This is a genomic window from Kribbella antiqua (assembly GCF_004345665.1).
GTDB classification, from domain to species: Bacteria; Actinomycetota; Actinomycetes; order Propionibacteriales; family Kribbellaceae; genus Kribbella; species Kribbella antiqua.
The window spans coordinates 108268-121611 of record NZ_SLWR01000007.1 but is presented as its reverse complement, the minus strand read 5'-3'; the positions used below and the strand labels follow the sequence as shown (position 1 = coordinate 121611).

At 68.4% G+C, this 13344-nt stretch carries 12 protein-coding genes; 4 read left to right on the top strand and 8 right to left on the bottom strand.

Going from position 1 to position 13344, the window contains the following annotated elements:
- Nucleotides 1-13: 13 nt before the first annotated feature.
- The 3 genes from EV646_RS20620 to EV646_RS20610 form a co-directional block, all read right to left on the bottom strand.
- Nucleotides 14-1666: a PHP domain-containing protein gene (locus tag EV646_RS20620; protein WP_132150967.1), complete on the bottom strand. Its 1653-nt coding sequence runs from the start codon at nt 1664-1666 to the stop codon at nt 14-16.
- Nucleotides 1667-1737: 71 nt separating this feature from the next.
- A complete protein-coding gene (locus tag EV646_RS20615) occupies nt 1738-2271 on the bottom strand; it encodes a GNAT family N-acetyltransferase (protein WP_132150965.1) in 534 nt (177 codons plus the stop codon).
- A 9-nt stretch (nt 2272-2280) separates the two neighbouring features.
- Entirely contained in the window at nt 2281-3576 is a 1296-nt protein-coding gene (locus EV646_RS20610) for an NsdA family TPR-like regulatory protein (RefSeq protein WP_132150963.1), read from the bottom strand.
- A 230-nt stretch (nt 3577-3806) separates the two neighbouring features.
- Between EV646_RS20610 and EV646_RS39400 the strand changes: the two genes are divergently transcribed.
- Nucleotides 3807-3980 carry a hypothetical protein gene (locus EV646_RS39400; RefSeq protein ID WP_165553433.1) on the top strand — a complete coding sequence of 58 codons (174 nt, stop codon included), beginning with the start codon at nt 3807-3809 and terminating at the stop codon, nt 3978-3980.
- A gap of 404 nt (nt 3981-4384) precedes the next feature.
- Here the strand turns inward: EV646_RS39400 and EV646_RS20605 are convergent, their stop codons facing one another.
- Nucleotides 4385-4780 (bottom strand): MarR family winged helix-turn-helix transcriptional regulator, encoded by a 396-nt coding sequence (locus tag EV646_RS20605; RefSeq protein WP_199237093.1) that lies wholly within the window; start codon nt 4778-4780, stop codon nt 4385-4387.
- A 46-nt stretch (nt 4781-4826) separates the two neighbouring features.
- Between EV646_RS20605 and EV646_RS20600 the strand changes: the two genes are divergently transcribed.
- Complete coding sequence (locus EV646_RS20600; RefSeq protein ID WP_206752043.1) at nt 4827-5258, top strand: MarR family winged helix-turn-helix transcriptional regulator; 432 nt, start codon at nt 4827-4829, stop codon at nt 5256-5258.
- Here EV646_RS20600 and EV646_RS20595 read toward each other — a convergent pair.
- Both EV646_RS20595 and EV646_RS20590 read right to left on the bottom strand, forming a co-directional pair.
- Nucleotides 5255-6277 (bottom strand): GNAT family N-acetyltransferase, encoded by a 1023-nt coding sequence (locus tag EV646_RS20595; RefSeq protein ID WP_132150959.1) that lies wholly within the window; start codon nt 6275-6277, stop codon nt 5255-5257. The genes EV646_RS20600 and EV646_RS20595 overlap by 4 nt on opposite strands.
- 14 nt (nt 6278-6291) lie before the next feature.
- Nucleotides 6292-7206 (bottom strand): TolB family protein, encoded by a 915-nt coding sequence (locus EV646_RS20590; RefSeq protein ID WP_132150957.1) that lies wholly within the window; start codon nt 7204-7206, stop codon nt 6292-6294.
- 101 nt (nt 7207-7307) lie between these two features.
- Here EV646_RS20590 and EV646_RS20585 point away from each other — a divergent pair, with 101 nt between their 5' ends.
- Nucleotides 7308-8336: a LuxR C-terminal-related transcriptional regulator gene (locus EV646_RS20585; RefSeq protein ID WP_158290991.1), complete on the top strand. Its 1029-nt coding sequence runs from the start codon at nt 7308-7310 to the stop codon at nt 8334-8336.
- Here the strand turns inward: EV646_RS20585 and EV646_RS20580 are convergent.
- On the bottom strand, nt 8329-9777 hold the full coding sequence (locus EV646_RS20580) for an MDR family MFS transporter (protein ID WP_132150953.1): 1449 nt from the start codon (nt 9775-9777) through the stop codon (nt 8329-8331). The two genes, EV646_RS20585 and EV646_RS20580, sit on opposite strands and share 8 nt — an antisense overlap.
- A 184-nt stretch (nt 9778-9961) precedes the next feature.
- Here EV646_RS20580 and EV646_RS20575 point away from each other — a divergent pair, with 184 nt between their 5' ends.
- A complete protein-coding gene (locus EV646_RS20575) occupies nt 9962-12244 on the top strand; it encodes an NACHT domain-containing protein (protein ID WP_241996207.1) in 2283 nt (760 codons plus the stop codon).
- Here the strand turns inward: EV646_RS20575 and EV646_RS20570 are convergent.
- On the bottom strand, nt 12214-13341 hold the full coding sequence (locus EV646_RS20570; RefSeq protein ID WP_241996206.1) for an MFS transporter: 1128 nt from the start codon (nt 13339-13341) through the stop codon (nt 12214-12216). The genes EV646_RS20575 and EV646_RS20570 overlap by 31 nt on opposite strands.
- Nucleotides 13342-13344: the final 3 nt, after the last annotated feature.

The following is a 13344-nucleotide window of genomic DNA, read 5'->3' as shown; positions in this document are numbered from 1 at the left end:
CCCCAGTGTGCTCCTAGCTCACATCCACGAAGATCGGGTTCGTGTAGAGCCAGGTGTCGAGCCATGGGTCACCGTCGTTCGGCGGGTGCTGGATCGGTCCGGCCGGGTCGATGTGACTGCCCAGGTACCCGGGCCCGTTGCGCCGCCCGTCGCTACCCCGCACCCGGACGTAGTGCGACCGCTCGGCCTTCCCCAGCGGGATGCGGAGCTCGTAGGTCCCGGTGCACCGTCGTACATCGACCTGCTCGATCACCCGCGTGTCCGGCGCCTTCCAGCTGTCCTTCGTCTCGGTCGGCCCGGTCACGACTCCACGGATGACGTCCACATGCGCAAGCTTCGGGAGCAGACCGTGATAGTTGGGCCGGGTCGCGCTGGTCACCGTCACGCGCAGCTCCAGCCGATCGGTACGCCGTACCCGCAGACGTCCGCCCAGCGTCACGCCACGCTGCGAAGAGCCGACCGCAGCCAGCCGTACGTCGATGCCGTCCACAAGCTGGCCGTGGTCGACCCAGACGCGACCGGCACGCAGCCCGGCCATCACTTCGAGGTACCCGTACCGCGTGACGCCGACGTGGGTCCGGCTGAACTGGCCAGGCCAGAAGTCGCTGCCAGGCTGCGGAACGCCGGAGTCCGTCGGTGACGGCTTCCAGCCGAGACTGTCGAAGTTCTGCCCGGCTGGGAACTCCCCGTCCTTCCAGGTGTCCCAGATGGTCCGGTGGTTGTCGCTGTTCGAGGTGATCGAGAACAGCGTGCCCTCGGCCAGCAGGGAGTCCCACAGCCCGCCGACCGTCGCAGTAGCCCAGTCGAAGCCGCCGTACGTGCGGTAGGCGTCAGCTGGGTAGCCCGGGAAGCTGTTGGCGCTCGGCGCGTTGACGTACTCGCCGCGCTGCGCATTGGTGGACCCGCGGTACGCAACCCACGCCGGGTCGGCGTCACCCTGCGAGCCGGGTGCACCCTCCATGCCGATGCAGACACCGGTATCGCGCCAGCCGCGCAGCTCGTAGGGCGCGTCGATGCCCAGCCGCAGCGGGTGGTTGGCGAGTACCAATACGTCGTCGACGTACCCGCTCTGCTTCTGCGCCGCGAGCCATTGCAGCGCCTTGATGGCGTGCTGCTCGTTCGCCGGAGTGCTGTCCGCTCGCCCGGTCAGCTTGCCGTCGTACTCGCGTTCGAACTGCTGCAGCAACGCCACGTTGTTGGGGCCGGGAGCGACCAGGACAGTGCCGTGCTCGGCGGCCGGGATGTACCACTCCACGCCTTGGAAGATCAGCATCCGGGGGTTCTCGTCCCGTGCCTTCAGCACCTCGGCGTTCTCGGCCGCGGCGCCCTTGTCGGCATGCCCGAAGTTGCTGTGCTCGGTGAACGCCATCCAGTCCAGCCCGAACTGCGCCCCACGCTGCGCCAGCTGACTGAAGTCGTACTTCGCGTCGTGGCTGTACCGGCTGTGCACATGGTGATCCCCGACCAGATAGACGAGCTCAGGATCACTGACGTACGACGTACTCGGTGCTGCGGCGGCTTCGGACGAACCCACGGCCGCGGCGGCGAAGCCGGCTCCCAGCAACCCGGCGCCGCGGATCAGATTCCGCCGGGACACGCCCTGCGGGTCCAGCGCCTCTTCCCGTACCTCAGGATCGGCCCACTCCGGCACCTGCTGCTTCGACATGACGAGCAAATTTGCTGGTCCTGACAAATGAAGTCAAGGCTTCAGTCGACCAGCGGATGAACGTTTGGCGCTCAGCCGGAGTATTCGTGCTCCAGGATCGAGTAGAGCAGGGAGTCGCGCCAGTCGCCGTTGGTGAAGACGTGGTGGCGGATGTGGCCCTCGTAGCTGAAGCCGAGGTGCTTGACCACGGTGATGGAGGGTTTGTTCTCCGGGCCGATGGCCGCGCTGACCCGGTGCAGGCCGAGAGTGCCGAAGGCCAGCCGCAGCATCACGCGGGACGCGTCGGTGGCGTAGCCACGACCCCAGTGGTCCGCGTTGATCGCGTAGCCGAGGTGGGCGGCCTTGACCCCGGTCGGCCCGAGCCGGGCGAAGCCGACCACGCTGTCGCCGTCCCGGCGGGTGACGGCGAGCAGGTAGTCCGGCCGGTCCTCCTGCATTGAGCGCTCGACGATCGCGGTCAGCGCCTTCTCGGCCTCGGCCCGGTCGCGGCTGTCGAACGACAGCCACGCCGTCACCCGGTCGTCGCCGACGATGGCCAGGTAGTCCTCGAGATCGGATGTCCGGAACTCGCGCAGCGTGGTCAGTTCACCGGACAGTGGATCCATTGGCGCAGGCTACCGGGGGAACGTCTGCATCGGGGTCCGGGTGAACATCTCGATCTCTTCCTGCAACTCGCGGGCGTTGTCCGCGTTCCCGGACTGCCGCAGCGCCTGGTGGACCCGGCGGGCCGAGTGCACCACGCCGTTGATCCGGCGCTCGGCCGGCAGGCCCAGCACAGGCGCGATCGCGTCGGCAGCCCCGTCCAGCTCGCCGCTCGCGATCCGGGTGATGGCCATCGCGGCCTGGCTGCCGGCGGCGTCGCCGAAGGCCCACTCCGGGTGGTTCATGTCTGTGTAGGCGTCGACTGCCTGGCTGGAGTACCGCTCGGCCTGCTCCACTTCACCGGGCAGCCAAGCGAGCGCGTCGGCGGCGTAGTACAGCTGCCGGTTGCGGCCGAAGGTGCACAGGCCGCCCATCTCGTCGAGGTCGTCGTTGCGGACCGAGTTCCAGGCGTCCTCGGCGCGCTGCAGCGCGTGCCGGGTGGCCTCGGGGTTGCCCAGCGCGGCCCAGGCCCGGGCTTCGCTCACCGGGAGCCACACGCTGGTGGTGCTGTTCGCCTGCTCGGCGTAGCCGGCGCCGAGCTGCGCGTAGCGGACGGAGTCGTGCGGGTTGCCGGCCCAGTAGGAGACCAGCGACTGGAGGCCGCGCACCCAGGCGCGCAGGCCGTGGTGGTCGGCGTTGTCGGCGCACAGGAATGCTGTCCGCGCCTGGGTCAGGGCGGCGTGGGGGTTGCCGAGGTCGTGCGATGCCTTGGCGAGCAGACCGCCGGTGACACCGCCGAGGAAGTACAGCTGCCGCAGGTGCTCCGGACGTTGCCGGCTCTCCAGCAGGGCGAAGACCAGATCCTGGGTCTCGACCAGCTGGCCGAGGATCTCCGGCAGCGGGCGCTGCGGGTATGCCTTCGCGACGTGGCGCACGTCGTCGTACACCTGTTCCATGGCCTCGCTTCCGAGACCGGACTGGGCCGCGAGGGCAAACGCCCTCGCTCGGCTGGCAGCCATGTCGAGAACCTCCATCTCAGTACCTGTCGTGATCCGTCCACTCGCGGCAGGTGCCGGCACCACCTGGGCGGCCTGCTCGGGGACGTACGGGGCGAGGAGCTCCTCGACCGGCTTGCCGAACATGCGTTGCAGGGTGCGCCGGGTCTGAGGAGTGGTCCCTGCGCGCTCGCCCGATGCGAGGCGCCGCAGGTGCCGCTCGGTGATGGTTCCACCCAGCTCGACGAACTCGGCGACGATCTCGGAGTAGGTCTGGTTCCGGCGCTGGATCAGGTGCGCCAGGACCGTCTTTGGCGTGTACCTACCCGCCATCGTTCCTCCCGTTCACGTCAGTTCAGACGTTGTCTCGACTGAATGCCCCACGACAAGGTGCTGTCCCCCAGATGTCCGCGAGAGGTCCGGAAGAGGTCCGGCAAAGGTCCGGTCCAGGTCCTAGAGCGGTCACGTTGGGCTCGTGCACCATTACTGCCATGACAACCAGTAAGTCCAACTGGTTGCAAGGCCTGAGAGTTACGGGGTGAGAGGTAGTGACCATCGCGGAGATGACGTCGAGGCAGCACCGGCGCAGGGTGCGGGTCTGGTTCGGCGAGCATGTGATCGCGCAGTACGTCGCGGAGGCGCCCCTGGCGGCCCGCTACGAGCAGGCGATGCGGAGGCGTTTCGCCGGTCTCCGGGTCACCAACGACGTACTCGGTCCACTCGACAGCACCGACTGAGCAACCTGAAGCTTCCGGGTCCTCCTCAGACCCGGTACCGCTGCACCTGGAGTCTCCTCACGTCCAGGAGCAGCATCTGGAAGGTCCGGAGCAATCCTCAGCACCGGACGAAACCCAGGTGCGGTCCGGAGTCCTCCTCAACTCCGGACCGCACCGCCCACCGACCCGGCTGGGCTTGGCGGTTGAGTTCCCTGTATCGCCGCCGCCCAGCCGTTCCAAACCACCTCCTGGCCGACACCTCGGGCCAGACCGGGGCACGTGTCCTGGGCGGTAGGACACCGTGTGGCTCCTGACACCTCACCAGGAGCCACCCCCGTCGAGGTGGCCGGCCTCCGCTGTGTGACCACCGCGCCTGGGTGGTCACACAGCGGAGCCATTTCTGGCCCACTGGTCACACGAGGTGATCAGTCGACGAGGTTCTGAGCCATTTGCCGGAGTACGCCGATCGCCGCGACGTACTCCTCGTCGGAGACGCCCGACGTGACCCGCCGGCGCTGGAGCTGGACCTTCTCCGTCAGCGCCGTGAGCGCTGCCCGGCCCTCGTCCGTGAGTCGCTCGCCATCGAGCCAGCCGCGCGCAACCAAGGGGTCTGTGACCGTGGCGAGCTCCGCGGGATCACCGGTCAGGAACGGCGCGAGTGCGGTGGCGATCGAGTCAGGTCCGGCGGCTGCGTTCAGCGCCTGCCACTGGCGACGGTTCAGCCCGTCCGCCGCGAGGACCTGCTCGAACGACGCCTCCAGCAGCCGGTCCACCTCCTTCAGCCACCACCCGATAGGCTTGTTGTCATCTGACATATACATGTCAATGAACATATATCCCGAGCGGGTTGTGGACAAGGGAGCGGTTGTGGACAAGCCTGACCCGGTGGCCGCGGTGGAAACGGCGATGATCACCATCCGCCGCCGCCAGACCCGTCGTACCTTCGCCGTGCAGGCAGGCGGACCCGACCCGGTCCAGGAGGTCCTCGACGCGATCGAGGCGGCCGAGCCGGACGCACTCGGCGTCAACGGAGTCGCGGCGGCCCTCGGCGTCGACCAGCCACGGGCGAGCAAGTTGGTAGCCGCCGCGGTGACAGCAGGCCTGGTACGACGTGAGGCTGACCAGCAGGACGGGCGTCGTACGACCCTGGTCCTGACCGCGGACGGCCGCCGGCAGCTCGATTGGGTGCACACCTACCGCCGGGAGCGCTTCGCCGCCGCCATGGATGGCTGGACCGACGACGAGAGGCAGACCTTCGCGGACCTGTTGACCCGCTTCCTGACCGGCTTGGACCGTTAGATGTCCGCTTGAGGTCCAGTGGTCACGTAGACGGCGAAAGGAGCGTCCGGGCGGACCTCGTCGGACCCCTCGACCAAACCCTCGGTCCTGATCTCTCCGGCATACGTCATCCCGAGACGCTCCATCACCGCGCGGGAGGCGAAGTTGTGCCGCTCGGTGAACGCGATCACTGCCTGAGCCGCCAGCGTGCGGAACGCGAACTCCAGTCCTGCCCGCCCGATCTCGGTCGCGAGTCCGCGACCACGGGCCGACGCGACCAGCGCCCACCCGAGCTCCAGCCGGTCGGTCGCCCAGTCCGGTCCGGCCAACTCGCTGATGGCCGCAGTCACCGTGCCGTCGGCCGGCATCCGGGATAAGCCACCGCGTCCGGCCAGCACTCCGCTCTCGCGCTCGTATGCCATCCACTTGCTCACGCCGTCGGCTTCCCAATGGGCCTGAGCCTGGGTAGCACGCCGTACGGCGTCGTCCTCGGACAAGGTCTCGGCGTACCAGTGAGCGACCCGTGGGTCGGCATGCAGCGCGACCAGGTCCGCCGCGTGTCCGGGCAGGACCTCGCCTGGACCTGTGAGTGGTTCGAGGCGGAGCCGGTCGGTGAAGCGGGTCCGGACCGCGTGCGCCACGATGTCCCGCAGCCGCCGGTCGCCGTCCGTGCGGTTCACCATCAGCAGCTCGAGGTCGTCCGGGCCGACCCACGCAGCCGCGTCGTGCTTGCCCTCCTCGAGCCGCGGCCGGCTCAGGTCCCCGTCGACCGCGATCAGGTAGTCGAGCTCACGCCGTACGCGGCCTTCGTGCTCCCACTCCCAGTCGGAGACGGTCCACACGATGTCGCGGACCTTCCACCCGGTCTCCTCCTCGACCTCACGAGCCAGCGCCTGCTCCGGCGTCTCGCCCGTCTCGAGGTGTCCCCCGACGATGTCCCAGATCCCAGGCAGCAACCGCCGCTCCGCCGTACGCCGCTGCACATAAACCCGGCACTGCTCATCCCGAATCAACGCGCCCACACAGTCAACCCCACGCATACACGCAACCTAGATCACCAGGTTCGTGGACCCCAGTCGATGAAGCGTGGGGCGACCGGCAGGGAGAGGATGGTCTGGGAGCAGCCGTGGCCTGTGGCCGGGAGCTTGGCGATGGAGTACTTGCCGTGGTTCTCGAGGCGGTAGACGATCCAGCGCCCATCCGGTGAGTACGACCCGGTCAGCGCATTGACCTCACCGCCCGTGTAGTGCGTGAGCATCCGCAGTCCGGTGCCGTTCGGGCGGATCGTGGCGACGTTGGCCGACGTACCCGGTGGCTGGTGGTCGGCGTTCGCGATGATCGCGATCCGCGACCCGTCCGGAGCCCAGTCGTGCTTGACCCCCACATCCAGCGAGTACGACGTCAACTGGCGAACGCCGCTGCCATCGATCCGCATCGAGAACAGAGCGTGCTCCTTGTCGGGCACCTTGACCCGGACGAAGGTGATGTACTTCCCGTCCGGTGACACGTTGGCGTCGGTGTCGTAGCCGGTGCCTGGGAACGGGGTGCTGGTCAGCTGCCGCCGGCCGCTGCCGTCGGCGCGCATGATCGCGATGCCCTCATCGGAGTCGAAGACGATCTTCTTGCCATCAGGAGTGAACGACGGGTTGCCCTGGAACCCAGTGGGCGTCAGGTCGCGCAGCCCGGTCCCGTCCCGGTTGATCAGCATGACTCCGGCGTGCGTCTCACTGCCGAACTCGAAGACCAGCCGCCGCCCGTCCGGCGACCAGTCCGCGTGGGCCGCGTCGCCCTCGACCGAGGTCAGCTGCCGTACGTCGCTGCCATCCGGACGGACTGTGAAGAGCTGCAGACCCGCACTGGTCTCAGCGGAGTACACGATTCGGCCGTTGACCCCAGGTGTCGTCGCTTGCGCTGTCGGTGCCGAGATGATCGCCAGTACGGCGGCCAACGGCAGCCAGAGCAGTCTCATGGCTCCCCCTCATCCTTTTGACTACCGGCAGTGTCGGCGCCCGGCACCGCGCTCTGCACTCCCCACTTCTCGGGATGTCGCCGGACTGCCACCATGAATGGATGGGGGATACCATCCGCACCGCGAGGTGGGAGATCGCGGAGACCGCGCAGGAGAGTCTGCCTGGCGGCCCGTTCGCGGACGCCGTGATGCGGTCGGTGCACCACGCTGTCGGCTTCGACGGCTACTGCCTGTTCGCAGTCGACCCGGTGACCGGTCTGCGGTGTGCGATGTTTTCTCAGCACGGGCTCACGGTGCCGACCGAGCGGCTGGTGCACAACGAGACGATGGAGCTGGACTTCAACCGCTACACCGAGCTGATCCGGCGGCCCGGACATGCGGGTGTACTCGCGCTGCACGCCGTACCGGAGCCGCCGAGTCCTCGGCTGCACGAGATCCTGCGTCCCGAGGGCTATCTGTCGGAGCTCCGGCTGGCGCTGGTCGACGGACATCAGTACTGGGGCGCACTGTCGCTGTTCCGCGACTCCAGGTGGCAGCCGTTCACCGACGCGGACGCCGCCGTGGCGGCCGAGCTCGCGGATCCGTTGTGTGCTGCGCTCCGGCGACACCAAGTACGCCGTACTGACGGCCAACACGAGGCACGGCCTGCCGGAGCGATCCTGGTGGGGCGCGCAGGGCGGCTCCTCAGCGTGAGTCCGGAGGCGGAGTGCTGGCTGGGAGATCTGACGTCCGGAGGTCCTGCGGGCGTGACTGTCGACGACGCAAGCCGGGTGGTCTATGAGGTGGCCCAGGCAGCGACTGCCGGTCGTACGGACGCGCTGTCCCGGGTCCGAACGCGGGACGGTCGGTGGCTGGTCATCAGCGGTACCAGGACACCTGCGGAACCGGTGGAGGTGACCGTCGTCGTTCAGCCGGCAGACGTGAGTCAGGTGCTCCCGGCGTTCGCTGCCTGGTGTGGCCTGACGCACCGCGAGGCCGAGGTGCTGGACCTCGTCGGAGCTGGTCTCGCGGCCAAGCAGATCGCGCGTCGGCTCGGTCTGTCCGTACTGACCGTCAACGATCACCTGCGCTCGACGTACCGCAAGACAGGAGTCAGCAGCCGCGACGAGTTGCTTGCGTTGACTAGCTGAGGGGTCGCTCGACGATGCGGTTGGGCATGAAGAGTACGGCGGCCACCAGGAGTACTGCAGCGCCTGCGGCTCCGTAGTACACGTCGTGAATGGCAGGCGCGAGTACCTCGCCCGGCAACTGCTCTAGGTCAGCGTGACTGTCGCCGAGTCGTGCTGCGACCACGCCGTTGGCTACCGCGCCGAAGACAGCGACACCGACCGCACTGCCGACGGAGCGGGCGAACATGTTCGCACCGGTCACCACGCCTCGCGTCTGCCAGTCCACCGACGACTGCGCGGCCACCACCGACGGAGATGCCGAGAAGCCCAGCCCCAGACCGATGATGAAGCAGGCCGCTGCCAGCTGAAGTACGGCGCTGCGCGCGTTGACCGTGAGCAGCAGAACAGCCCCGAGTACGACGATGATCGAGCCGCCGAGCATCGTCGTACGGAACCCGACCCGTAGGTAGATCCGGCCGGCCAGCGACGCTGCGAGCGGCCAGCCGAGGGTCATCGCGGCCAGCGCGAAGCCGGCGACCAGAGCCGACGTACCGAGGACGCCTTGCGCGTACAGCGGCACGTACGTCGACAGGCCGATCAGCAGCACGCCGATCAGCAGGGCGGCGGAGTTCGCGGCGTTCAAAACGCGCTGGCCGAGGACCCACAGCGGCAGGATCGGTTCGGCGGCGCGGCGCTCGACCAGGATGAAGGCGGTCAGCAGGACGACCGACGCGGCGAGGATCCCGATGCTGGTCGGTGAGTCCCAGGTCCACATCACGCCGCCCTCGAGCAGACCGAGCAGCAGTAGCGAGCCGCCGACCGCGAGCAGGATCGCGCCGGCGTAGTCGATCCGGTGCTCCGTCTTCTTGGTGATGTTCTCGTGGAAGCGGCGGAACAGCGCCCAGGCCGCCGCGACGCCGAGCGGCACGTTCACGAAGAAGATCCAGCGCCAGGAGATGTAGTCCGAGAACACGCCACCCAGCGTCGGACCGACGACGGCCGAGATCCCCCACACGCTGGCGATGTAGCCCTGCACCTTCGCCCGCTCGGCGAGCGTGTAGATGTCGCCGACGATGGTCATCCCGATCGGCTGGATCGCGCCGGCGCCGAGACCCTGGATCAGCCGGAACGCGATCAGCGCCGGCATGTTCCAGGCGAACCCGCACAGCACCGAGCCGAGCACGAACAGCCCGACCCCGAGCAGCATGATCGGCTTGCGGCCGCGCAGGTCGGCGAGCTTGCCGTAGATCGGCACCGAGATCGCCTGGGCGAGCAGATAGATCGAGAACAGCCAGGGGAACTGGGTGAATCCACCGAGATCCTCGACCACCGACGGCACCGCGGTCGCCAGAATCGTCGAGTCGATCGCGACCAGCCCAACGCTGAGCATCACCGCCAGCAGAACCGGCCCACGCTCCGACCGCAGCCCCACACCCGTCTGGTCGGTCCGCTCGGTAGTCATAGCACCAGCCAACTTACGTCAGGTGCAATCAATTCCCACACTGCTGGTCTGTCTGGTGGACCGGAGAAGAAAGGAGGCGGGTGGGGAAGCGCGCTGTCTGTCTGGTGGACCGGGGCTGGGGTTGGGGAAGGAGACGGCACGCGGGCTGGGCACGGTGGGCTAGGGGGCGGCTACGCTCCGGGGGGTGAGGATTCCGGACGGTGTGCTGCGTGCTGTCGTGCTCGTGGTGACCGTGTCGCTCACGCTGGTGTTGTTGCCGATCGCGATCAACGTCGGCACCGGCGGCACCGCGCCCAGCTTCCTCGCGCCGTACGTCGCCTGGACCTGGCCGCTGATCGGTCTGCTCTGGCTGGTCGCGATCATCACCGCGCTCTTCGAAGTCCGCAGCCGCCGACTCCCGACGGTGTCCCGCTCGGCCGACCAGCCGCGCAACCGCCCGAACGCGTTAGCCCGCGTCGACCGCTACCTCTCTCAGCGCGTCGCCGGCTCACTCGCCTCCCGCACCCGCATCGAGCTGGCCTTCGACGAACTGCCCGAGGCCGTCGTGCGCCCGTACGACCTGCTCGTCCAGCCGCTCGACAGCACGCCACGCCAAGTCCCCGACGACGCTGACATCGCCAGCGTGTTCGACGAGCTGCAGGACTCCATGCTGATCCTGGGCGCTCCAGGAGCCGGCAAGACCACCCTGCTCCTGGACCTGGCTCGCACCCTGTCCGCACAAGCACATGCCGACGTGAACAAGCCGATCCCCGTCCTGATCGACCTGGCCGGCTGGACGGCTCAGCAGTCCCGGAGAGCCGACGACGACCCACTGGACAGCGCAAACCTCGCAGGCTTCGTCCGCTGGCTGCTCAACGAGCTCAACGCTCGCTACGGCATCCCACCCGCTGTCGGCCGCACGTGGTTGCGCCGCGGCCGCCTGGCGCTCCTGCTCGACGGCCTGGACGAGATCGTCAAAGCGGACCGCGACAAGCTCGCACCGGTGCTGGAGGAGCTCCGCCGCCGCTATCTGGTCGGCAAGCTGGCCATCACCTGCCGCACCCAGGACTACCAGCTACTGACCCACAAGCTCAGCCTGTACGGCGCTGTGCATATCAGGCCACTCACGAGGCAGCAGGTCCTCGATTACTTCGCAGCAGTAGGACCCGAGCTGGACGGCGCCAGAGCCGCGATCGAGCAGGATGACGCACTCTGGGACCTGGTCAACTCACCACTGATGCTCAACGTGATGATCCTCGCCTACCAGGGCCGCGAACCCGAGGAGGTCGTCGCAGGCGGTGTCGCCGACCTCCGCCGCGAGCTGTTCGACACGTACATCTCCGAGGTGCTGGCCCGAGACCGTTTGACCAGCCGTCAGTACGACCCCAGCACCGCCGTCCGCTCTCTGTGGTGCCTGGCCTGGTGGACTCGCAGCCGCGCCGGCGACCGGACCGCCGTACCAAGGTGGCTGGTGCCCAACGGCTGGTACGGACTGTCGCTGCATGAGGTGGACTACCTCGCACACGTGATTTTCCTTCCCACACTGTTCGCCGCCCTGACTGCCGGCGCGACTCTCGCCACCATGGCGCAGTACGGCGTACTAGCTGGGCTGGCTGTGGCTGCGGCGGCGCTCCTGCTGGTTCACATCCGGCCGCACAGCTGGCAGGAGTCCTCACCACCAGAGAGCAAGCTGCACCGGGCACCACTGCTCGCAGTCACCCTTGCTGTCGGTACGGCGACAGCCGTCATCCTGGTCGTCGCGGTGATGGGACTGGTCGAGCTGCTGCCACCCTGGCTGGCGCTTGTTGCCGAGGCCGCCGCCATCGCAGCGTCGTACGTGATCGAGCTGATCGTGTCTGACAACAACCGGCGGCGGGGTCTGCTCGCGGTGCGGGTGCTCGTGGTCGTCGTCGCGAGTGCACTCACTCTCGAGCTCGGTGCCGCACCCCGCGATTTCGCCAGCGGTCTCGCGATCGGGTTGATCGTTGCTCAGGGCATCAGAGTGGTGAAGCACCTGCCGAGCGATCACCTGGTCCACCACGCGATCGCCACCAGTCGCGGGCACGGTTGGCGGATGGACCCCTGGGTGCTCGGCGGCGCGCTGCTTGCCGTACTGCTGGCTCTAGCGCTCGGTGCCGACCTCGCGTCGCCCTCACTCGAGGCGGTGGTGGGCGTACTTGTCGGAGCCGTTGCTGCAAAGGCCTGGCGTCGCCGAGCCCCCGTGCTCGCCGGTCCGCTCTCCCGCTTGCTCCACGACTTCCTGCTGCGGTGGACCGGCTACTTGCCCTGGCGCCGCCGTGCCTTCCTCCGCTACGCCGCCGACCGCTACGTCCTGGCCCGCACCGGCCGCGGCGAGTACTCGTTCATCCACCTACTGGTCCGCGACCACCTAGCCGAATGCTCCCCCAACCACCTAGCCGCCAAGGTCGACCACCGCATCGCCGAGCGCGCGGCTGGTCATTCGACGACCGGTTCCTTCAGCGCATAGCCGATGAGTGAGCTGGTGAGGGCGAGGGCGATCAGGGTGGTGAGGGCGACGCGGAGGGACCACTCCTCGGCGATGGTGCCGAGGACCGGTGTGGCGATGCCGCCGATGCTGACTGCGAGGCCGAGGGTCATGCCGCCGGCGGTGCCCACGCGGCCGGGCAGGAAGTCCTGGCCGAGGGTGACGTGCAGCGAGAACGGGATCGACATCGCGATCGCGGTCAGCGCGAGGAAGCCGAAGAACGCCGGCCCGGGGACGAAGACCAGACCCGCGATGGCCGGTACGGCGACGGCGTACGACGTCCGCATCGTCCGGACCCGGCCGTAACGGGTGGCGAACCGGCCGCCGAGCAGCGTGCCGAAGGCGCCGGCCGCGAAGAGGATGAACAGCGCCACCCCGCCGGTCGTCGTACCGCCGCCGACCCGCTCACCGGCGTACAGGGCGATGAACGTGCCGAGCCCGACGAAGACGATCGACCGGCACACCATGATCGCCGACAACCGCAGGAACGACGGCCAGTCGTCGCTCCCCGCTCGCTGCGGCCTACCAACCCCCGCAACCGCGCCTCGGATTGCGAGCGACGTGATCAGGGCGCCGACCAGCGCGGGCACGACGAGCACCGGCGTCAGCGCCAGACCGCCCGCAGCGATGAGAGGCGTGACCAGCACCGGCGCCAGCGCGAACCCGACGTTCCCGCCGACCGAGAACCAGCTCATCCCGACATGGCTCCCACCACTCACCGCCCGCGCCATCCGCGCCGCCTCCGGGTGATACGCCGCCACACCGAGCCCAGACAACGCCGCAGCCAGCCACGCGGCCCAGTACGAGTGGCCGACGCCGAGAAGCGCGATCCCCAGACCCGCCGTCGTCATCGCGACCGGAATCAGCCACGCCAGCGGCCGCCGATCGGTCAGTACGCCGAACACCGGCTGCACCACCGACGACAACAGCGTCGCCGCGAGCGTGATCCCCGAGACAGCCACATAGCCGAGACCCCGCTCGGCGACCAGAAACGGGACCAGTGACGGTACGGCGCCCTGGTAAACATCCACACACGCATGCCCGATCGCCATCAGCCCGATCGGTCGAAGTCTCCTCACGGC